A 20,059-nucleotide genomic window follows, 5' to 3' on the forward strand; every position below is an offset into this window, starting at 1 on the left:
TGTGCCAATTGACCCTGTCGTGGGCAAGCAGGACTCTTTGACTGTCTTTCCGGGAGAGAGCACCTCATGAAAGGGTTTTCCAAACTGGGCTGGGCGGCACTCGCCCTGCTCGGCGCATTCTGTCTGGGCACCGTCGCCCTGCGCCGCGGCGAGCACGTCAACGCACTGTGGATCGTGGTGGCCGCGGTCTCGCTGTACCTGGTCGCCTACCGCTTCTACAGCCTGTTCATCGCCAACAAGGTGATGCAGCTGGATCCGACCCGGGCCACCCCGGCGGTGATCAACAACGATGGCCTGGACTACGTGCCGACCAACAAGCACGTGCTGTTCGGCCACCACTTCGCCGCCATTGCCGGCGCCGGCCCGCTGGTCGGCCCGGTGCTGGCCGCGCAGATGGGCTACCTGCCCGGCCTGCTGTGGCTGGTGGTGGGCGTGGTGCTGGCCGGCGCAGTGCAGGACTTCATGGTGCTGTTCCTGTCCAGCCGTCGCAACGGCCGCTCGCTGGGTGACCTGGTGCGCGAGGAGATGGGCCAGGTACCCGGCACCATCGCCCTGTTCGGTGCGTTCCTGATCATGATCATCATCCTGGCGGTGCTGGCGATGGTGGTGGTCAAGGCGCTGGCCGAAAGCCCGTGGGGCATGTTCACGGTGATCGCGACGATGCCCATCGCGATCCTGATGGGCGTGTACATGCGCTACATCCGCCCCGGCAGGATCGGCGAGATTTCGGTGGTTGGCCTGATCCTGCTGCTGGCCGCGATCTGGTACGGCGGCAAGGTCGCCGCCGACCCGGTGTGGGGGCCGGCGTTCACCTTCACCGGCACCCAGATCACCTGGATGCTGATCGGCTACGGCTTCGTCGCCTCGGTGCTGCCGGTGTGGCTGCTGCTGGCCCCGCGCGACTACCTGTCGACCTTCCTCAAGATCGGCACCATCATCGCGCTGGCCATCGGCATCCTGGTGGTGATGCCGGAACTGAAGATGCCGGCGCTGACCCAGTTCGCCGCCAGCGGTGATGGCCCGGTGTGGAAGGGCGGCATGTTCCCCTTCCTGTTCATCACCATCGCCTGCGGTGCGGTCTCCGGTTTCCACGCACTGATCTCCTCCGGCACCACGCCGAAGCTGCTGGCCAATGAAGCGCACATGCGCTACATCGGCTACGGCGGCATGCTGATGGAATCGTTCGTGGCGGTGATGGCGCTGGTGGCGGCCTCGATCATCGATCCGGGCATCTACTTCGCGATGAACAGCCCGGCCGCCGTGATCGGTGCCGATGCAGCCTCGGCGGCGCACTACATCACCAACACCTGGGGCTTCACCATTACCCCCGAGCAGTTGACCGCGACCGCGGCCGCCATCGGTGAACCGACCATCCTGCACCGCGCCGGTGGTGCACCGACGCTGGCGGTAGGCATCGCGCAGATCCTGCACGAAGCGATTCCCAGTGGCAGCGACGCGATGATGGCGTTCTGGTACCACTTCGCGATCCTGTTCGAAGCCTTGTTCATCCTGACCGCGGTGGACGCCGGCACCCGCGCCGGGCGCTTCATGCTGCAGGACCTGCTGGGCAACTTCGTGCCGGCCCTGAAGAAGACCGAGTCGTGGACCGCCAACATCATCGGTACCGCCGGCTGCGTGGCGCTGTGGGGCTACCTGCTCTACACCGGCGTGGTCGATCCGTTCGGCGGCATCCAGACGCTGTGGCCGCTGTTCGGCATCTCCAACCAGATGCTGGCTGGCATCGCGCTGATGCTGGGCACGGTGGTGCTGTTCAAGATGAAGCGTGACCGCTATGCGTGGGTCACTGCGGTACCGGCGGTGTGGCTGCTGATCTGCACCACCTACGCCGGCTTCATCAAGATCTTCGACAGCAACCCGGCGCAGGGTTTCCTGGCGCAGGCACACAAGTTCCAGGCCGCGCTCGCCAGCGATACGATCACTGCACCGGCCAAGTCGGTGGCGCAGATGAAGCAGATCGTGGTCAACGCCTACGTCAACACCGGCCTGACCGCGCTGTTCCTGCTGGTGGTCGGCGCGGTGCTGGTGTATTCGATCAAGACCATCCTGGCGGCACGCCGCAACCCGCAGCGCAGCGACCGCGAGACCCCGTACGTGGCGCTGAAGCCGCATGAAATGGTGGATCTGTGATGAGCACGCAACTGGTTCCCGCCGGCCAGTACCAGGCGCACCGCCGCATCTGGCGGCGCCTGGTGCAGACCGCACGACTGTGCTGCGGCATTCCTGACTACGACAACTACGTCCGGCACATGCTGGATAAGCACCCGGACCAGGAGCCGATGGACTACAAGACGTTCTTCCGCGAGCGCCAGGAAGCGCGTTACGGCGGACGCAACGGCGGGCGCTGCTGCTGAGGCAGGCAAAAGAAGGCCGAGCGCGGGCTCGGCTCTACACGGGCAGAGCGGGTTCGCGACGCACGCCGCGAACCCGCAACAGGATCGTCCGGCCAGGACTCAGGCGCCGGCCATCCACTTCAGGATCAGGCCGGTGACATACGCCAGCCCGGTGCCGGTGGCATAGCCCACCGTACCCAGCAGCACGCCCACCGGGGCCAGCGTCGGATGGAAGGCTGCGGCCACCACGGGGGCCGAGGCGGCCGCGCCGATGTTGCCCTGCGAACCGATCGCGAAGAAGAACAGCGGCGCGCGCAGCAGCTTGGCCACCACCCACAGCACCAGCACGTGCGTGGCCATCCAGATCGCGCCAAGCAGGAACAGCCACGGCCGATCCAGCAGCGACAGCAGGTTCATCTGCATGCCGATGCAGGCGATCAGGAAGTACAGGAACACCGTGCCCAGCCGCGAAGCGCCTGCGGCTTCCAGCCGGCGCGCACGGGTGAAGCTCAGGCCCAGGCCCATCGCCGTGGACAGCAGGATCACCCAGACGAACTGGCTGTCGAGGCTGAACTGGCTGGCCCAGCTGACATTGGCCTTGAACCAGCCCGACAACGGCGCGGCGATGGCATGGGCCAGGCCGACGCCACCCAATGCCACGCCAACGATCACCATCAGGTCGGTCATGCTGGGAATGCGCGCGTTCTGTGCCTCGTAGGCGCTGATGCGCGCCTTCATCTCGTCGATGGCGCGGGTGTCGGCACCGTTGCGGGTATCGATCTGCTGCGCGCGGTTGGCCAAAAACAGCAGGATCGCCATCCACAGGCTGGCGCAGGCCACGTCGACCACCGCGAACTGGCCAAAGGTGGTGGCATCGGTGCCGAACACCTCGCGCATGGCCACCATGTTGGCGCCGCCACCGATCCAGCTGCCGGCCAGCGCGGCCATGCCGGCCCAGGTATCACCGGCCACCGTTTCCGGATGGATCAGCTTCATCAGCTGGAACGAGACGATGGCGCCGAGCATGATGCCGGCGGTACCGGCACAGAACACGATCAGCAGCTTTGGGCCGAGCTTGATGACGCCTTTCAGGTCGATCGACAGTGTTAGCAGGACCAGCGCAGCGGGCAGCAGCACGTCGCGCGCGACCGGGTTGTACAGCGAGGTGTTGTGGCCATCGATGACACCGGCGGTGTTGTAGATGGCGGGGATGAAGTAGCACAGCAGCAGTGCCGGCACCCAGGCGAAGATCTTCTTCAACAACGGGGTCGGACCACTGGCGGCCCAGAAGATCAGGGCCAGGGTGGCGGCAATCAGGCCCAGTCCAACGATGTCGTTGCTGATCAGGGCGGTAGCGGGTTCGGTCGGCATGGGATCCTCTGTCGATCGAAAGAGCGGAGAAAAAAAAGCGCCGCATGAAGCGGCGCAGGTCGAGATTAACATTGTCTTCACGCCTGGTCATGCTGCGCTGCTTGTCGCCTTCCCCTGCATTGACGACGATTGCGGCATCACCGTTGTGGAGCAGGCCCATGCAGCTTGGTGCCTTCTCTGTCAGCCTGTCCGTGAAGGACCTGGCCGCCTCCCGTGCGTTCTACGAAGCCCTCGGGTTCTCGGTCACCGGTGGCGATCCCACGCAGAACTGGCTGGTAATGCGCAGCAACGGCACGGTCATCGGGCTGTTCCAGGGCATGTTCGAGGGCAACCTGCTGACCTTCAACCCCGGCTGGGACCAGCACAGGCAGGAACTGCCCCACTTCCAGGATGTGCGTGAACTGCAGGCGGAACTGGATGCCAAGGGTATCGAACTGGCAGTCCGCACTGACCCCGATGGCCAGGGGACCGGCTACCTGCAGCTGGCCGATCCCGACGGCAACGTGATCCTGATCGACCAGCACGTGGCGCAGCCGAACGGGCGGTAATGCGAACAGCCATTGCGTGGGTAGGCGTCGACCTTGGTCGACGGGCCGCATGCCAACCAAGGTTGGCATCTACCAGGACGGCCGGTTCAGGCCGGGCGCGAGGCACTGAAATCGAGCGTGACACGCGTTCCGCGCGGTTCGCAGGGCTGCAGCTGCAGGGTCCAGCCCAGGTGCTCGCACAGCCGCGCGATCAGGTCCAGGCCAATGCCGCTGCCACGATCGGCGCGTCCGCCACGGGCCATGCGCGCGTGGATGGCGGCAATCTCCTCCGGGCTCATGCCATGCCCTGGGTCCTGCAGCGTCAGCACCGCCGACGCACTCAGCTGCAGCTCGATATGGCCGCGGCCGCTGTTCTCGATGGCATTGCGCAGCAGGTTGCCGATCGCCGCCTGCACCACTGCCATCGGCGCAACGATATCCACCGGCGCCGCCTGGATGCCGATGCTCAGGTCCTTGTCACCGAGCAGGTGGCGATGGTCGTCGACGATCTCCGGCAGCAGCTGGTCCAGGGCGATGCGCTCGGCACGCGCGGCCAGGCGTGCCGGATCACGCGCCAGCACCAGCAGCAGCTCGATCAGCTGCTCCACGCTCTGCGCTGTGCGCAACACCCGCTGCATCTGCTGGCGGGCGCGCTCGGGCAGGCCCGGTTGCTCCAGCGCGAGCTCGGCAGCACCGGTCATCACCGCGATCGGCGTGCGCAGTTCGTGGCTGGCGGTGCTGATGAAGACCCGCTCGCGCTCGACGAACTGCTCGTTGCGGTCCAGGTAGTCGTTCAACGCACCGGCGATGGTATGCAGCTCAGCGCTGCCGCGCGGATCGACTTCGATACGCTGGCCCTGCACGCCCGGCCGCAGCCCGGCAATGTGCTGTGCCAGCAGGCTCAACGGACGCACCATCCGCTCCATGCCGAACGACGCCATCAGCACGGTGACGAAGATCATGATCACCCCGGCCAGCATCACCCAGCGCGTGGCGAACTGTTCCAGGTCATGGAAATCGGAGATGTCCAGCGCCAGCGCCACCCGTCCCATCGACTGCGTTTCACGGACCATCACCGCCGTCTCGCGGCCCTTGACCATCACTCCGTCATGCAACCCAGGATGCAGGGAGCGCAGGCTCTCTGGCAGATTGACTGCGTCAAAGCGGTACAGGCTCAGCGTGTCCGAGTCCTGCCAGCGATAGTGAGGTTCGTGCTCGACATGCTCGACGATGCTGTCCAGTTCGGAATTGAGCAGCGCGCGCCACGCGGCGTGCTCGGCGTGTTCGTGCACGTAGTTGCCGACACTGAATACTGCAATCGACAGCAGTGCCAGGTACCCGAGCAACCACCACACCACCCGCCGGTACAGCGGCCCCGGCTTACGCGCCCTCATCAGCATTCCTGCCTGCGTCGGCAGCGTCCATCAGCGCCAACCGATAGCCCACCCGCGGCAGCGTATGGATCAGCTTGTCGGCAAACGGGCCGTCGACGCTGCGGCGCAGCTCGTAGACATGCGAGCGCAGCAGATCGCCATCCGGTGGCTCGTCGCCCCACAGGGCGAACTCCAGCTGCTGGCGGGTGACCGCACCGGGGCTGGCGCGCATCAGCACTTCCAGCAGCTTGCGGCAGGCCGGGTACAGGTGCAGCACCTGGCCACCACGCTGGGCTTCCAGGGTCGCCAGGTCCAGCACCAGGTCGCCCACCTGCAGGCGCTTGCGCGGATTGCGGCCCTGCGCGCGCAGCAGCAGCGCCTCCAGCCGCACTTCCAGCTCGGGCAGGGCGAACGGCTTGGTCAGGTAGTCGTCGGCACCGGCGCGGAAGCCGGCGATCTTGTCCGGCAGCTCGTCGCGCGCGGTCAGCATGATCACCGGCACCTCCGACGCGTGCTCGGCGCGCAGGCGACGCAGCACCTCCGGCCCCTCCATGCGCGGCAGCATCCAGTCCAGGATCACCGCATCGTAGGGGTGGCTGCCTGCCAGGTGCAGGCCGGTGATGCCATCCGGGGCCACGTCGAGCACGTGCCCGCGCGACTCGAAATAGTCGAACAGGTTGGCCACCAGCTGGCGGTTGTCCTCGATCACCAACAGACGCATGCACGAAAGATCCACGGAAGTTCGTACCATGGTAGCGCCGACCATGTCGGAATGCGGTCGCCCTGCGCCCGCTCCGACGCCTTTCCTACCCCAGCCACGTCAGAGTGGCGGTTTTGCTCCCGGAGCCTGCCGTGCCCGTAGCCCTGCCCCGCCGTTGGCGCCTGCCCCTGTTGTGGCTGCTGATCATCGCCGCGTTGGCCGCCGGTATCGGCCTGCGCCAGCCGCAGCCGCCGGACGAGCCGCGCTTCGTGCTGGCGGCCCGTACCATGGTCGAAAGTGGGGAATGGCTGCTGCCGCACCGGGGCGTGGAGCTGTACGCGGAGAAGCCGCCGGTCTTCATGTGGCTGCAGGCGGCCGCTTACGAGGTGGTCGGCAGCTGGCAATGGTCGTTCCTGCTGCCGTCGCTGCTGGGCGCCCTGCTCAGCCTGTGGCTGGTGTCGGACCTGGCACGGCGGCTGTGGTCACCCCGGCATTCCCTGTACGCCCTCGCGGCGCTGTTCTGCACCCTGCAGTTCGGCCTGATGGCCAAGCGCGCGCAGATCGACATGGTGCTGGTCGGCATGACCACGGTGGCCCTGTGGGGACTGATGCGCCACCTGTGCGAGCGCCGCAACCTGCCCGCGCTGTGGCTGGCCGGTTTCGCCGCTGGCCTCGGCACGGTGACCAAGGGCGTGGGGTTCCTGCCGCTGCTGATGGTGCTGCCGTGGTTCGGCTGGTGGCTGTACCAGCGCCGCCGCGGACGCAGCGTGGACGGTCCGCACCCGGCAACGCTGCTGTGGCTGATCCCGGCCTTCCTGCTGGGCGTGGCGGTGTGGCTTGCCCCGCTGGGCTGGGCATTGCTGCATGAGCCCAGCGCGTCCCTGCAGTCCTACGCCCACGAACTGCTGTTCAAGCAGACCGGCACCCGCTACGCCAACGCCTGGCACCACCGCCAGCCGGTCTGGTACTACCTGCAGGTGATCCTGACCTTGTGGCTGCCGGGCAGCCTGTTGCTGCCGATGCTGTTCAAACCCTGGTGGCGCCGCATCCGCCGTGGTGACCGCCGGCAATGGCTGCTGCTGGGGTGGGCGCTGCTGGTGCTGGTGTTCTTCAGTGCCAGCCCCGGCAAGCGCGAGGTCTATGTGCTGCCAATGCTGCCGGCGATGGCGCTGGCGGTGGCCCCGCTGTTGCCTGGCCTGCTGCGACGGCTGTGCGTGCGGCGGTACCTGTTCGGCTACACCGTGGTGCTGATGCTGGCCACCGGCGTGCTCGGCGTGATGCTGATGACCGAGCATCCGTGGGCCCTGGCGCAGCTGGAACGGCGGGCGATGCCCGATTCGCTGCTGCCGGTGCTGGGAGATGGCCTGCTGACCTTTGCCATTGCCCTGGCCACGTTGATCGTGTGGCTGCGGGTGCGACGTGCCGCAACGCTGGTGTTGCTGACCCACGGCATGCTGTGGATGCTCTACGGCCTGGTGCTGATCCCGGCGCTGGATCCGTATGCATCCGCGTCGGCGGTGATGCGCCGGGTGGGCGCGCGGATCGGCCCGGATGCGGAGCTGGCACTGGTCGCCTGGCGCGAACAGAACCTGCTGCAGGCAGATCGGCCGGTGCGCGAGTTCGGCTTCAAGCGCCCGTGGGCCGAGCAGTGGCATGACGCCGGCCCGTGGCTGGCCGAGGCACCGGGCAAGCGCTGGGTGCTGGTGCTGGACGATGCCATGAGCCCCTGCGTGGACCCGGCCAAGGTGATCGACATCGGCATTGCCAACAGGAATCGTTGGCAACTGCTTCCCGGTACGGCCTGGGACCCGAAGTGCCACGCCGAGCGCACCGGATCGACCGCCGAAGAAGACTGAACGGTGACGCGCGCCGGGGACTCATTAACCCGGCGCGAACGGGCGTCCGACCCTTCTCCGACATCGAGGTGACGAGCATGAGCGCGGATTCCCGAACCGCCCCTTCCCAGCATGCCCGTTCGTCCCATTGATGCGGTTGCGCCGCTTGCGACATCACCACTGGCGTCAAGATTCGCCGTAACTCACTTCTGGCTGCCTGTCGCAATCGGTCTGCCCGTGTTTACGCTGCTGATGGGTTTCGGCGGTGATCAATGGGTGGCCGATCACCTGTTCCGCCTCGAAGGTGGCCACTGGGCGTTGCAGGACGCCTGGGTCACCCGCACGGTGGTGCACAAGGCCGGCAAGTGGCTGAGCACATCGGCGGCGCTGGTCGCGATCCTGTTGTGCGTGCACCACTGGCGCAAGGGGGGCGATCGCACCCTGCGATGGGCGCTGCTTTATGTCGTAATTGGCATGGCGCTGGGTACGGGCGTGATCTCCCTGCTGAAGACCCTGGTGCCGATGGAATGTCCCTGGGACCTGCTGCGCTACGGTGGCCATCAGCCCTATATCGGGCTTTTCACGCAGCGCCCGGCCGGCATGGCCGCACAGGCCTGCTTCCCTGCCGGCCACGCCAGCGCAGGCTATGCGTGGCTGTGCCTGTACTATTTCGCCCTGCTGTGGCGCCCGTCGTGGCGCTGGGCAGGCTTGTGGATCGGCCTCGGCACCGGTCTGGTGTTCGGCATCAGCCAGCAGCTGCGCGGCGCGCATTTCCTTTCGCATGACGTTGCCACCGCGTTGATATGTTGGCTGCTGTCACTCGGCCTGTACCTGATCGTCAAAGGCATCCTGATCCGCCGTCAGCTGGACCGTCCCAACCGCCAGGAGGCAAACGCATGAGTGCATCGGTCCAACGCCCCGCCCGCTCTTCTGCGCTGGCGGGTCTTCGCCACTGGCGGCCACAGCTGTCCACCGAAGCACTGATCGCGTTCACCAGCCTGTTCTTCGCGGTGGCCGGCAACGGCCTGTTCTGGCACAGCGCGATGGCCAGCCATCCGGGCAGCCTGCGCTACGCGCTGTCGCTGCTGCTGTTGCTGCTGGGTGCGCACGGCGTGCTGCTGGGCATCCTGGTCTGGCGCTGGAACGCCAAGGTGGTGATCAGCCTGCTGCTGCTGGTGACCGCATTCGCCGCACACTACATGAGCCGCTACCACATCTACCTGGATGCGGACATGCTGCGCAACGTGCTGGCGACCGACCCCAAGGAAAGCCGCGAGCTGATGACCGTATCGCTGCTGTGGCCGGTACTGCTGCTGGCAGTGCTGCCGATGGTGGTGCTGTGGCGCGTGCAGCTGCGCCGCCGCAGCTGGGGCCGCAGCCTGCTCTGGCGCGTCGGCTTCCTGGTGGTGGCGGCAGTGACGGCTGTCGGCGGCGCGTTGATCTCGTTCCAGGATGTCTCGGCACTGATGCGCAACCAGCGTGAAGTGCGCTATCTCGCGACCCCGGCCAATGTCCTGTTGGGCATGCCGCGTGCATTGCGTGGCGACAATCCGGTGCAGCGCGCGCCGAAGCTGCCGATCGGCACCGATGCCAAGGCCACCCCGCGCGCGCCGGCCAGCAAGCCGCGCCTGCTGGTGATCGTCATGGGCGAGACCGTGCGTGCGCAGAACTGGGGGCTCAACGGCGGCCGCAACACCACCCCGGAACTGGCGCAGGCCAGCGTGATCAATTTCCCGGACATGCACTCGTGCGGCACCAGCACCGAGGTTTCGCTACCGTGCCTGTTCTCGCCATGGGGTCGTCACGACTACGACGAAAAGAAGATCCGTGCGCACCAGTCGCTGCTGCACGTCCTGGACCGCGCCGGCATCGTGCCGTTGTGGCGTGACAACCAGTCCGGCTGCAAGGGCGTGTGCGAGGGCCTGGACTTCCAGTCGCTGTCCGATGCCACCACGCCGGGCCTGTGCGCCGATGGCCGCTGCATGGATGAGATCCTGCTGCAGGACCTGGCCACCCAGGTGCGGGCCAGGCCCGGCGACCGGGTGGTGGTGCTGCATCAGCTGGGCAACCACGGACCGGCCTACTTCGAGCGCTATCCGCCCGCATTCCGCCGTTTCACCCCGACCTGCGATACCCGTGACATTGGCCGTTGCTCGCGCGAAGAGATCACCAACAGCTACGACAATGCCGTGCTGTACACCGATCACTTCCTGACAAAGGCCATCGGCACGCTGCAGGGCATGCAGGATTACGACACGGCGATGATCTACCTGTCCGACCACGGCGAGTCGCTGGGCGAGAAGGGGCTGTTCCTGCATGGTGTGCCCTACGCCATCGCCCCGGCCGAGCAGACCCGGGTACCGATGACGATGTGGTTCTCGCCAGGCTTCGCCAGCAGCCGTGGGCTGGACCTGCAGTGCGTGCGCAAGCGTTCGGCGGCGTATACCGACCATGACAACCTGTTCCCGTCGGTGCTGGGCCTGATGCAGGTGAAGACCTCGCTGTACGAACGCGACCGCGACGTGTTCGCCAACTGCGAGAGTTGAGGGGTGTTCGGCAGGGCTTGCAGCCCTGCACCTGCGGTAGTGCCGGCCGCTGGCCGGCAGCCTCGACAGCAACAGCAACAGCGTGCATTCCTTGGGATGGCGGGGTGGGCCCGGTGGCGGGAGACGCCGTAAACCCATCCTTGGGGGCTTGGCCGCGGCATCCATGCCGCGGACACTCCCGCCACCGGACCCACCCCGCCTTCGACAGTTTTCCGCGATCTGTTGGAACGATCTTGGGGTCAGATCCGTTTTCCGGAGGAAAACGGATCTGACCCCATTTTGATTGTCGATACCTGACAGATGTGTCGACCAAGGTCGACACCTACCAACAGCCGCCACGATCTGTCAGAGGTGGGGCGGTGTGGGCTTGCAGGACCGTTGGCGCCATGGATGGCGCCATCGAGCCCCCATGGATGGGTTTACGGCGTGTCCTGCAAGCCCACACCGCCGCGCCATCCCACGGATACCCCGCTGTTGCGGTTGCTTCGGCGGTTGCTGTTGCTTGTGCTCTGGCCTCTGCGGGTGCCGGGCGCCGCCCGGCCGACTTCCGCCACTTGCGGTGGCAGCGGCTGCCCACTAGCCTTCGGCCGTCGTTCACCACCCAAGGACCGCCCGTGAAACACCGTCATCTCCTGCTGGCCTCGGCAATCGCCGCCGCCACGCTGGCCCTGGCCGCCTGCAAGAAGGAAGCTGCCCCAGGCACCGATACCGCCAGCAGCAGCGCCCCGGCCGGCGAAACCGCCGACCAGTTCGTGGCCCGCATCAATGCCGAGTTCAAGGCCGCCTACCCGGAGATGACCTCGGCGCAGTGGCTGTCCTCCACCTACATCAACAGTGATTCGGAACGCATCGCGGCCAAGGCCAACGAGCGCTCGCTGACCCAGCTCAACAGCTGGATCGAACAGGCTGCGAAGTTCGACGGCAAGCCGATGAGCGAGGACAGCAAGCGCGCGATCCACCTGCTGAAGCTGATGTCGTCGATGCCGGCACCGCGCGACCCGGCCAAGCTGGCCGAGCTGACCCAGATCGCCACCCGCATGGAAGGCAGCTATGGCGCCGGCAAGTACTGCACCGATGCCAACGATCCGAACTCCTGCCGCCAGCTGGGCGAGCTGGAGCAGGTGCTGGCACGCAGCCGCGACTATGACAAGCAGCTCGACGCCTGGCAGGGCTGGCACAGCACCACCAAGAACATGCGCGGCGACTACCAGAAGTTCGTCGGCCTGGTGAACGAAGGCGCCAAGGGCATGGGCTTCACCGATGCCGGCCAGATGTGGCGCAGCGGCTATGACATGCCGCCGGAGCAGATCGGCCCGGAAACCGACCGCCTGTGGGAACAGGTCAAGCCGATGTACGAGCAGCTGCACTGCTACGCACGCGGCAAGCTGGACAAGACCTACGGCAAGGACAAGGCCGAAGTGGGCAACGGCCTGATCGCCGCGCACCTGCTGGGCAACATGTGGCAGCAGGACTGGTCGAACCTGTGGGACCAGCTGGAACCGTACCCGGGCGCCGGCAGCCTGGACATCACCGCGGCGCTGGAGAAGCAATACCAGACCAACCTGAGCGCGGCGCTGGCCAAGGCCGGCAAGGATGCCAACGTGGCCGCGCAGTACAAGGCGCAGCGCGAGGCCGAACTGCGCACCGCCAAGCAGATGACCGAACGCGCGCAGGACTTCTACGTGTCGCTGGGCATGCCGTCGCTGCCGCAGTCGTACTGGGAACGCACCCAGTTCATCAAGCCCGATGACCGCGATGTGGTCTGCCACGCCAGCGCCTGGGACATGAACATGGAAGGCGACGTGCGCACCAAGATGTGCATCAAGCCGAACGAAGAGAACTTCACCACCATCTACCACGAGCTGGGCCACATCTATTACGACCTGGCCTACAACCCGCTGCCGCCGCTGTTCCAGGGCGGTGCCAACGATGGGTTCCATGAAGCGATCGGCGACACCATCGTGCTGGCGATGACCCCCAAGTACCTCAGCTCGATCGGCCTGGTCGATGCGCCGACCGAAAGCCGCGAAGCGGTCATCAACAACCAGATGCGCATGGCGCTGTCGGGCGTGTCGTTCCTGCCGTTCGGGCTGATGATCGACCGCTGGCGCTGGGGTGTGTTCGATGGTTCGATCACCGCCGACAACTACAACAAGGCATGGTGGGACCTGAAGGCCAAGTACCAGGGCGTGGCGCCTGCCAGTACCCGTGGCGAGGAGTTCTTCGATCCGGGCGCGAAGTACCACGTGCCAGGCAACACCCCGTACACCCGCTACTTCCTGGCGCGCATCCTGCAGTTCCAGTTCTACAAGGGCCTGTGCGACGCGGCCGGCTACAAGGGCCCGCTGCATGAGTGCACCTTCTACGGCAACAAGGAAGCCGGCCAGAAATACTGGGCGATGCTGAGCAAGGGTGCCAGCCAGCCGTGGCAGGCCACGCTGAAGGAGCTGACCGGCACCGACAAGCTCGATGCCGGCCCGATGATCGAGTACTTCACGCCGGTCAACGAGTGGCTGAAGCAGCAGAACGAAGGCCAGATGTGCGGCTGGCAGGCCAACGCGGCACCGGCGGCGAAATGAGAAAAGGGGCGGGTCCGCAAGGATCCGCCCCTTCCTGGTAGTGCCGGCCGCTGGCCGGCAACTACGCGATGAAGACCCCGCGGGCAGCCGGCCAGCGGCCGGCTCTACCGGAATGCCTGTCAGCTGTCCTTCTTCGCCGCCATCGCCGCGGCCAGGTCCGCCTTGAACTCCTCGAAGGTCTGGCCCTTTTCCTTCGCTTCGGCCTGTGCGGCGTCGCGCAGCGCATCGGAGTACATCAGGCGCACCGGCGTGCCGTTGCGCTCGTGCAGTTCACCGGCCTGCATGATCAGCGCCAGTACCTGCGCGGCGGAGTCACTGTGGCCGGCGATACGGCCGTCCATGCCCAGCACCCATTCGCCATCGCGGCGCACGACACCGGCCAGCAGGGTGCGCTGCGCGTCGCGCAGTTCCGCATGCGGCTCCACCGGCGAGGCCTGGGCAGCGGCCTTGTTGGCGGCCTGCTTTTCCTGGCGACGGCGCTGGTCGCGGCGGGTCTTGGAGCTGGTGGACATGGTGCGGTACCGCTGCGAGGGGGGCGCAAGGATAGCGCACCCCGCCCGCCACACCGCTTCACACCCCCTCAGTCCAACACTTTCCCGTGCCGCCAGTAGCCCATGAAGGTGATCGTGTGGCGGTCCAGCCCGCACTCGCGGACCAGATGGCGACGGATCGCCATCACCGCTCCCGCCTCGCCTGCCACCCAGGCATACAGCGGCCCCGCCACGCTGGCATCGGCCTGTTCCCAGAGGATCTGCGCGTCGACGTCGATCTCTTCCAGTTCTTCGCCAGCGACCACGCTCGAGGCGGCCAGGCGCGCCTGCACCGCCTGCAACAGAGGCGCCCCGTACGCCGCCTGCCCGCGCGGCAACCAGACCAGCTCGGCCGTGGCCGGCGCCTTCAGGCGAACCGCATCACCGGCCTGCGCCACTTCCAGCAGGGCCAGCGTACGTGGCGGATCCACCCTGGCCGCCAGTTCCTCAAGAATGCCGGCCACTGCCGGCAGCGCGGTCTCGTCAGCCACCAGCAGCACCTGGCCAACGCCGGCCGGCGGCTTCCATTCCCAGCCCTCGCTGCTGTCGGCGCAGTCGGCATCCGGGGCCAGCAGCACCACGCGGTCGCCCGGCCGTGCATGGATGGCCCATCGCGAGGCCGGCCCGGTCTCGCCATGCAGCACGAAATCAACATCGACTTCGCCCTGCTCTGCACGCAGCTGGCGGATGGTGTAGGTGCGCATCGGCGGGCGCTGATCGTCCGGCAGGGCCCGGTAGCGCGGGTACCAGTCCTCGCCGCTGGGGACCTGCGGCGCCTCCTGGCCGGGCAAGGGGAAGAACACCTTGATGCGCTGGTCCGGCCCTCCGGTCGCCATCCGCGCCACGTCGGCACCGGTGAACACCATGCGGTCCAGGGAAGGGGAAAGAACGCGGCGCTCCTTCAGCGCCACCTCGAACAGGCGGTAGGTCTGCTGCGCAGCCATGGGGAACCTCATGCAACGACAGTGGATCGGCTGGCTGTCGTGCACCTGTGCACCGGCTGGCTGGAGTGCCCAGCCTAGTCCGGTGATTTCCCGTCGCAAGCGTTGCGGGCGCCACGGCCCGCCCTACCCCTGCGCGCTGCTCAGTGACCCGTGCAGGCTGCCTGCGCCGCGCGTTCGCGCCGGTGTTCCCAGTACCAGAACACGAAGCCGGCGCCGAAGAACCCAGCCTGGCCCAACGCCAGGTGCAGCGGGCTGGCGCTGAGCAGCGGCGACACCACGCCGGCCACCACGGTGCTGATCATCAGCTGCACGAAGGCCTGCAGCGACGAGGCCAGGCCGCGCTGGTGCGGGTACATGTCCAGCACCGCCAGCGCCAGGATCGGGAAGATCAGCGCCATGCCCATGCCACCCAGGAAGATCGGCAGCACCGCCCACGGCAGCACGAACTGCGGCGCCAGCGCCACGTAGCCGACGTTCAGCAGCACCGACAGCGCGCACAGGCCGAAACCAATGGATACCTGGCGGGTGGGCGTGGTGTGCCCGGCCATGCGCCCGGACAGGAACGAGCCGGTGGTCATGCCGCCGATGGTGGGGATGAACAGCCAGGCGAAACCGCCCTCGCCCAGGTGCAGGTGTTGCATCACGAACACCGGTGCCGAGGAGATGTACAGGAAGATGCCACCGAAACCGATGCTGCCGGCCAGCGCCAGGCGCAGGAAGCGCGGATTGAAACCGATGCGCACGTAATCACGCATCAGCACCCGCGGCGACAACGGAACGCGCGCTTCGAGCGGATGGGTCTCCGGCAGGTAGCGGGCGGTGGCCGCCAGCAGAACCAGTGCGAACACCACCAGGAACCAGAAGATCAGCGGCCAGCCAGCACCGCTGAGCAGGATCCAGCCACCGATGATCGGCGCGATCGCCGGGGCGATGCCGAACAGCATCGACACCTGGCTCATCAGCCGCTGCGCGTCGTGACCGTGGTACAGGTCGCGGATCACCGCGCGGCCGACGATCATGCCGACGCCTGCGGACAGGCCCTGCAGGGCGCGGAACCCCAGCAGCGTGGTCAGATCGGTGGACAGCGCACAGCCGACCGAGGCGCCGACGAACACCACCAGGCCGCCAAGAATCACCCGCTTGCGGCCCCAGGCATCGGACAGCGGGCCGTGTGCCAGGCTCATCAGGCCGTAGAACAGCAGGTACACGCTGATGGTCTGCTGCACCGCCACCTCGTCCACCGCCAGGCGCTGGGCCAGCTGCGGGAACGCTGGGAAGATGGTGTCGATCGAGAACGGACCGAACATGGCCAGGCCGGCGAGCAGCAGGGCCATGCGGCGGGTGGAAGGAGCAACAGCGGCGGTCATGGAGAAGGCGTCCGGCAGGGCCATGCGCGGCACGCACGGCGGGCGCCAGTCCCCTGCAGCAGGGACGGCGCCAGATGAATTCGGGTATCCGCCCATCATAGGTGGGGATTGCGCCTGATGCCATGCAGCAGTGCACAAAACGCACGGGCGGGCCATCGGCCATTCAGGCGCCGCGGCCGGGCCCGCAGGCGGCTGGCGCGCCCGCAACGGGCTATAATCGGCGGGCAACACGGTGGGAGAAGCGGAACACCGCTGCCGAAGGCGCAACGCCCGTAATCGCTCAGGCCCGATACCACCCGTAACACAACTCTGGAGAGACCGGTTCGATCCGGCGCCGAAGGGGCACGAAGCCGCGGTTTTCCGCGCTTCCAAACTCTCAGGCAAAAGGACAGAGGGGCGCCCCGCAGACCGCCGACCGGCGGCTTGTGCCCGTGCGTGTGCCCTTTCCTGACGGATCCTTCGCCATGTCCCAGAACACCCCTTCCCTGCGTGAGCTCGAGCACCACAATGCGTTCGTCGAGCGCCACATCGGCCCCAACGATGCCGAGATCGCGCAGATGCTCGACGTCGTCGGCCACGCGTCGCTGGATGCGATGACCGATGCCATCGTACCGGCCAAGATCAAGTCGCCGGCGCCGCTGGCACTGCCGGAATCGATGACCGAAGTGCAGGCACTGGCGAAGATCCGTGCGATCGCCGACAAGAACACCGTGCTGCGCAGCTTCATCGGCCAGGGCTACTACGGTACCCACACGCCGAACGTGATCCTGCGCAACATCCTGGAAAACCCGGCCTGGTACACCGCCTACACCCCGTACCAGGCCGAGATCTCGCAGGGCCGCATGGAAGCGCTGATCAACTTCCAGACCCTGTGCGCCGACCTCACCGGCATGGAAATCGCCAACGCCTCGCTGCTGGACGAAGCCACCGCCGCAGCTGAAGCGATGACCCTGGCCAAGCGTTCGGCCAAGTCGAAGTCGGACACCTTCTTCGTGCACGACGCCGTGCACCCGCAGACCCTGGAACTGCTGCGTACCCGCGCCGAGCCCATGGGCATCGTGCTGCGCGTCGGCACCCCGGCCGAGGCACTGGAAGCAGAAGCCTTCGGCCTGCTGCTGCAGTACCCGGACACCTTCGGCCAGATCGGCGACTACAAGGCGCTGGTCGAGGCCGTGCACGCGCGCGGCGGCCTGGTGGCCGTGGCCACCGACCTGCTGGCGCTGACCCTGCTGGCCGCCCCGGGCGAATGGGGTGCGGACATCGTGGTCGGCAACAGCCAGCGTTTCGGCGTGCCGTTCGGCTTCGGCGGCCCGCACGCCGCATTCATGGCCTGCCGCGACGCCTACAAGCGCTCGATGCCGGGCCGCCTGATCGGCGTCTCGGTCGATGCCCAGGGCAACCCGGCCTACCGCCTGACCCTGCAGACCCGCGAGCAGCACATCCGCCGCGAGAAGGCCACCTCCAACATCTGTACCGCACAGGTGCTGCTGGCGGTGATGGCCTCGATGTATGCCGTGTACCACGGCCCGGAAGGCCTGACCCGCATCGCCCGGCGTACCCACCGCCTGGCCTCGATCCTGGCCGCCGCGCTGCGCGAGGCCGGCGTGCAGGTCGGTGGCGACTTCTTCGATACGCTGCACATCACCGGCGTGCATGCCGATGAGATCCACGCCAAGGCACGCGCCGCCGGTTACAACCTGCGCGCGATCGACAGCGACTCGGTCGGCATCAGCCTGGACGAGACCGCCACCCGCGGCGACGTGGTCGCGCTGGCCGCCGTGTTCGGCGCGCAGGCCGACATCGATGCGCTGGATGCCAGCACCGCCGACGCACTGCCGGCCGGCCTGCTGCGCCAGTCCGCGTTCCTGACCCATCCGGTGTTCAACACCCACCACAGCGAGCACGAACTGCTGCGCTACCTGCGCTCGCTGGCCGACAAGGACCTGGCGATGGACCGCACGATGATCCCGCTGGGCTCGTGCACCATGAAGCTCAACGCCACCGCCGAGATGATCCCGGTGACCTGGCCGGAGTTCTCGCAGATCCACCCGCTGGTGCCGGCCGACCAGGCGCTGGGCTACAAGGAACTCATCGACACGCTGGAAGCGATGCTGGTGGAATGCACCGGCTATGACGCGGTCAGCCTGCAGCCGAACTCCGGCGCGCAGGGCGAGTACGCCGGCCTGCTGGCGATCCGCGCCTACCACCGCTCGCGCGGCGAAGGCCACCGCGACATCTGCCTGATCCCGGATTCGGCGCACGGCACCAACCCGGCCTCGGCGCAGATGTGCGGCATGAAGGTGGTGGTGACCAAGACCGATGCCAACGGCAACGTCGACGTCGAGGACATCCGCCTCAACGCCGAGAAGTACAGCGACCGCCTGGCCGCGATCATGATGACCTACCCGTCCACGCACGGCGTGTTCGAGGAAGAGGTGGTGGAGATCTGCGAGATCATCCACAAGCACGGCGGCCAGGTGTACACCGACGGTGCCAACATGAATGCCCTGGTCGGCGTGGCCAAGCCGGGCAAGTGGGGCTCGGACGTTTCGCACCTGAATCTGCACAAGACCTTCTGCATCCCGCACGGCGGTGGCGGCCCGGGCGTCGGCCCGTGCGCGGTCAAGGAGCACCTGGCCCCGTTCCTGCCGGGCAAGCTGGGTGACAACGGCCCGGTCGGCATGGTCAGCGCGGCCAGCTTCGGCAGCGCCTCGATCCTGCCGATCAGCTGGATGTACATCGCAATGATGGGCCGCGACGGCCTGCGCAAGGCCACCCAGGTCGCGCAGCTCAACGCCAACTACATCGCCAAGCGCCTGGCCCCGCACTTCAAGACCCTGTACACCGGCCGCAACGGCCTGGTGGCGCACGAGTGCATCCTGGACGTGCGCCCGCTGGAGAAGACCAGCGGCATCGGTGCCGAGGACGTGGCCAAGCGCCTGATCGACTTCGGCTTCCATGCTCCGACCCTGAGCTTCCCGGTTGCCGGCACGCTGATGGTGGAGCCGACCGAAAGCGAATCGCTGCACGAACTGGATCGCTTCATCAACGCGATGATCCAGATCCGCGAGGAGATCACCGCGATCGAAGACGGCCGCCTGGACCGCGAGGACAACCCGCTGAAGAACGCGCCGCACACTGCCACCGCAGTGACCGCCAGCGAGTGGACCCACGCCTACCCGCGTGAACTGGCCGCCTTCCCGCTGGCCAGCCTGAAGCAGAGCAAATACTGGCCGCCGGTGGCGCGTGTCGACAATGTGTACGGCGACAAGAACGTGATGTGCGCCTGCATCCCGGTCGATGCCTACAAGGATGATGAAGTCGAGGCGTGATTCCTCACTGCATCGGTAAAGAAAACGGCCCGCGCAAGCGGGCCGTTTTCATGGGGCGTGTGGACCAAGGCCCACACCCACAAGCATCCGATCAAGGGTCCGGCATCTGCCCCAGGCTCAACTGCCACGACACGCCAAAGCGGTCCTGCACCCAGCCGTAGCGATTGCTGAAGTCATAGTCGCCCACCGGCATCAACCAATGGCCGCCCTCACCCAGCACGCGTGCCGCGCGCTCGAACTGCTCGGCACCGGAACACTCGACGAACAGCGAGATCGACGGCGAGAAGGTGAAATCGTGCACGTCCAGGCTGTCGAAGCACAGGTAGTGGGTGCCACCGAGCAGGAAGATGGCCTGGCGGACCTGCCCCGGCACGCCGGCGCCGGCCCCCTCGGGATGGCGTTGCAGGGCCAGCAGCCGGAAATCGGCAAAGGCTTCGGCGTACAGGGCCAGCGCGGCCTCGGCCTGGCCGGTGAACATCAGGAAGGGACGGCTGCGCAGCATGCGGTACTCCTGGTCGACGGGCCGATGACGGCCCACGCGATCAGGATGGCACGGCAGATGTGCAGCCCCCGTGGTAGTGCCGGCCGCCGGCCGGCAGCTTCA

The 20,059-nt window shown here is 67.0% G+C and carries 15 protein-coding genes and 1 riboswitch; of the genes, 8 read left to right on the forward strand and 7 right to left on the reverse strand.

Annotation, left to right across the window (positions count from 1 at the left end; all coding sequences use genetic code 11):
• The first annotated feature begins 66 nt into the window (after positions 1–66).
• Positions 67–2,148, forward strand: coding sequence for a carbon starvation CstA family protein (locus tag AC5QAB_RS02200; protein ID WP_495233126.1), 2,082 nt, complete (start codon positions 67–69; stop codon positions 2,146–2,148).
• On the forward strand, positions 2,148–2,372 hold the full coding sequence (locus AC5QAB_RS02205; RefSeq protein ID WP_032958992.1) for a YbdD/YjiX family protein: 225 nt from the start codon (positions 2,148–2,150) through the stop codon (positions 2,370–2,372). Before AC5QAB_RS02200 ends, AC5QAB_RS02205 begins: the two co-directional genes overlap by 1 nt.
• Before the next feature lie 99 nt (positions 2,373–2,471).
• Here the strand turns inward: AC5QAB_RS02205 and AC5QAB_RS02210 are convergent, their stop codons facing one another.
• On the reverse strand, positions 2,472–3,722 hold the full coding sequence (locus AC5QAB_RS02210; RefSeq protein ID WP_014648008.1) for a DUF819 family protein: 1,251 nt from the start codon (positions 3,720–3,722) through the stop codon (positions 2,472–2,474).
• Between the two features lie 158 nt (positions 3,723–3,880).
• Here AC5QAB_RS02210 and AC5QAB_RS02215 point away from each other — a divergent pair, with 158 nt between their 5' ends.
• Positions 3,881–4,270: a VOC family protein gene (locus AC5QAB_RS02215; protein ID WP_075077151.1), complete on the forward strand. Its 390-nt coding sequence runs from the start codon at positions 3,881–3,883 to the stop codon at positions 4,268–4,270.
• An 86-nt stretch (positions 4,271–4,356) separates the two neighbouring features.
• Here the strand turns inward: AC5QAB_RS02215 and AC5QAB_RS02220 are convergent, their stop codons facing one another.
• A complete protein-coding gene (locus tag AC5QAB_RS02220) occupies positions 4,357–5,643 on the reverse strand; it encodes a sensor histidine kinase (RefSeq protein ID WP_032958989.1) in 1,287 nt (428 codons plus the stop codon).
• Positions 5,630–6,343, reverse strand: a complete 714-nt coding sequence (locus AC5QAB_RS02225) for a response regulator transcription factor (protein ID WP_014648011.1) — start codon at positions 6,341–6,343, stop codon at positions 5,630–5,632. Before AC5QAB_RS02225 ends, AC5QAB_RS02220 begins: the two co-directional genes overlap by 14 nt.
• Positions 6,344–6,474: 131 nt before the next feature.
• On the opposite strand from AC5QAB_RS02225, the gene AC5QAB_RS02230 reads away from it, so the two are divergent.
• From AC5QAB_RS02230 to AC5QAB_RS02245, 4 genes are all read left to right on the forward strand, one after another.
• A complete protein-coding gene (locus AC5QAB_RS02230; protein WP_049420433.1) occupies positions 6,475–8,178 on the forward strand; it encodes an ArnT family glycosyltransferase in 1,704 nt (567 codons plus the stop codon).
• A gap of 111 nt (positions 8,179–8,289) precedes the next feature.
• Entirely contained in the window at positions 8,290–9,057 is a 768-nt protein-coding gene (locus AC5QAB_RS02235; protein WP_100450454.1) for a phosphatase PAP2 family protein, read from the forward strand.
• Positions 9,054–10,703: a phosphoethanolamine transferase gene (locus AC5QAB_RS02240; protein ID WP_414934369.1), complete on the forward strand. Its 1,650-nt coding sequence runs from the start codon at positions 9,054–9,056 to the stop codon at positions 10,701–10,703. The genes AC5QAB_RS02235 and AC5QAB_RS02240 overlap by 4 nt, the downstream gene beginning before the upstream one ends.
• A 614-nt stretch (positions 10,704–11,317) precedes the next feature.
• Positions 11,318–13,282 (forward strand): M2 family metallopeptidase, encoded by a 1,965-nt coding sequence (locus tag AC5QAB_RS02245; RefSeq protein WP_032960031.1) that lies wholly within the window; start codon positions 11,318–11,320, stop codon positions 13,280–13,282.
• A 119-nt stretch (positions 13,283–13,401) separates the two neighbouring features.
• On the opposite strand, the gene AC5QAB_RS02250 is transcribed toward AC5QAB_RS02245, so the two are convergent.
• The 3 genes from AC5QAB_RS02250 to AC5QAB_RS02260 all read right to left on the reverse strand — a co-directional run bounded on the left by AC5QAB_RS02250 (position 13,402) and on the right by AC5QAB_RS02260 (position 16,123).
• A complete protein-coding gene (locus AC5QAB_RS02250; protein WP_014648016.1) occupies positions 13,402–13,794 on the reverse strand; it encodes a hypothetical protein in 393 nt (130 codons plus the stop codon).
• A 68-nt stretch (positions 13,795–13,862) separates the two neighbouring features.
• Positions 13,863–14,756 (reverse strand): siderophore-interacting protein, encoded by an 894-nt coding sequence (locus tag AC5QAB_RS02255; RefSeq protein WP_495233127.1) that lies wholly within the window; start codon positions 14,754–14,756, stop codon positions 13,863–13,865.
• A gap of 140 nt (positions 14,757–14,896) precedes the next feature.
• A complete protein-coding gene (locus AC5QAB_RS02260) occupies positions 14,897–16,123 on the reverse strand; it encodes a multidrug effflux MFS transporter (protein ID WP_032960036.1) in 1,227 nt (408 codons plus the stop codon).
• 299 nt (positions 16,124–16,422) lie between these two features.
• A riboswitch (glycine riboswitch) is annotated at positions 16,423–16,525 on the forward strand.
• Between the two features lie 62 nt (positions 16,526–16,587).
• On the opposite strand from AC5QAB_RS02260, the gene gcvP reads away from it, so the two are divergent.
• On the forward strand, positions 16,588–19,455 hold the full coding sequence (gene gcvP, locus AC5QAB_RS02265; RefSeq protein WP_014648019.1) for an aminomethyl-transferring glycine dehydrogenase: 2,868 nt from the start codon (positions 16,588–16,590) through the stop codon (positions 19,453–19,455).
• A gap of 91 nt (positions 19,456–19,546) precedes the next feature.
• Here gcvP and AC5QAB_RS02270 read toward each other — a convergent pair whose 3' ends face one another.
• Positions 19,547–19,957, reverse strand: a complete 411-nt coding sequence (locus AC5QAB_RS02270) for a VOC family protein (RefSeq protein WP_005418291.1) — start codon at positions 19,955–19,957, stop codon at positions 19,547–19,549.
• Positions 19,958–20,059: the final 102 nt, after the last annotated feature.

This window comes from Stenotrophomonas sp. YJH_SMC_127, assembly GCF_059372445.1.

What these genes read in the sequence shown, in the direction of transcription:
- AC5QAB_RS02200 (WP_495233126.1), top strand. Translation starts at nt 67, where the DNA reads ATGAAAGGGTTTTCCAAACTGGGCTGGGCGGCACTCGCCCTGCTCGGC.
- AC5QAB_RS02205 (WP_032958992.1), top strand. Translation starts at nt 2,148, where the DNA reads ATGAGCACGCAACTGGTTCCCGCCGGCCAGTACCAGGCGCACCGCCGC.
- AC5QAB_RS02210 (WP_014648008.1), bottom strand. Translation starts at nt 3,722, where the DNA reads ATGCCGACCGAACCCGCTACCGCCCTGATCAGCAACGACATCGTTGGA.
- AC5QAB_RS02215 (WP_075077151.1), top strand. Translation starts at nt 3,881, where the DNA reads ATGCAGCTTGGTGCCTTCTCTGTCAGCCTGTCCGTGAAGGACCTGGCC.
- AC5QAB_RS02220 (WP_032958989.1), bottom strand. Translation starts at nt 5,643, where the DNA reads ATGAGGGCGCGTAAGCCGGGGCCGCTGTACCGGCGGGTGGTGTGGTGG.
- AC5QAB_RS02225 (WP_014648011.1), bottom strand. Translation starts at nt 6,343, where the DNA reads ATGCGTCTGTTGGTGATCGAGGACAACCGCCAGCTGGTGGCCAACCTG.
- AC5QAB_RS02235 (WP_100450454.1), top strand. Translation starts at nt 8,290, where the DNA reads ATGCCCGTTCGTCCCATTGATGCGGTTGCGCCGCTTGCGACATCACCA.
- AC5QAB_RS02240 (WP_414934369.1), top strand. Translation starts at nt 9,054, where the DNA reads ATGAGTGCATCGGTCCAACGCCCCGCCCGCTCTTCTGCGCTGGCGGGT.
- AC5QAB_RS02250 (WP_014648016.1), bottom strand. Translation starts at nt 13,794, where the DNA reads ATGTCCACCAGCTCCAAGACCCGCCGCGACCAGCGCCGTCGCCAGGAA.
- AC5QAB_RS02255 (WP_495233127.1), bottom strand. Translation starts at nt 14,756, where the DNA reads ATGGCTGCGCAGCAGACCTACCGCCTGTTCGAGGTGGCGCTGAAGGAG.
- AC5QAB_RS02260 (WP_032960036.1), bottom strand. Translation starts at nt 16,123, where the DNA reads ATGACCGCCGCTGTTGCTCCTTCCACCCGCCGCATGGCCCTGCTGCTC.
- gcvP (WP_014648019.1), top strand. Translation starts at nt 16,588, where the DNA reads ATGTCCCAGAACACCCCTTCCCTGCGTGAGCTCGAGCACCACAATGCG.
- AC5QAB_RS02270 (WP_005418291.1), bottom strand. Translation starts at nt 19,957, where the DNA reads ATGCTGCGCAGCCGTCCCTTCCTGATGTTCACCGGCCAGGCCGAGGCC.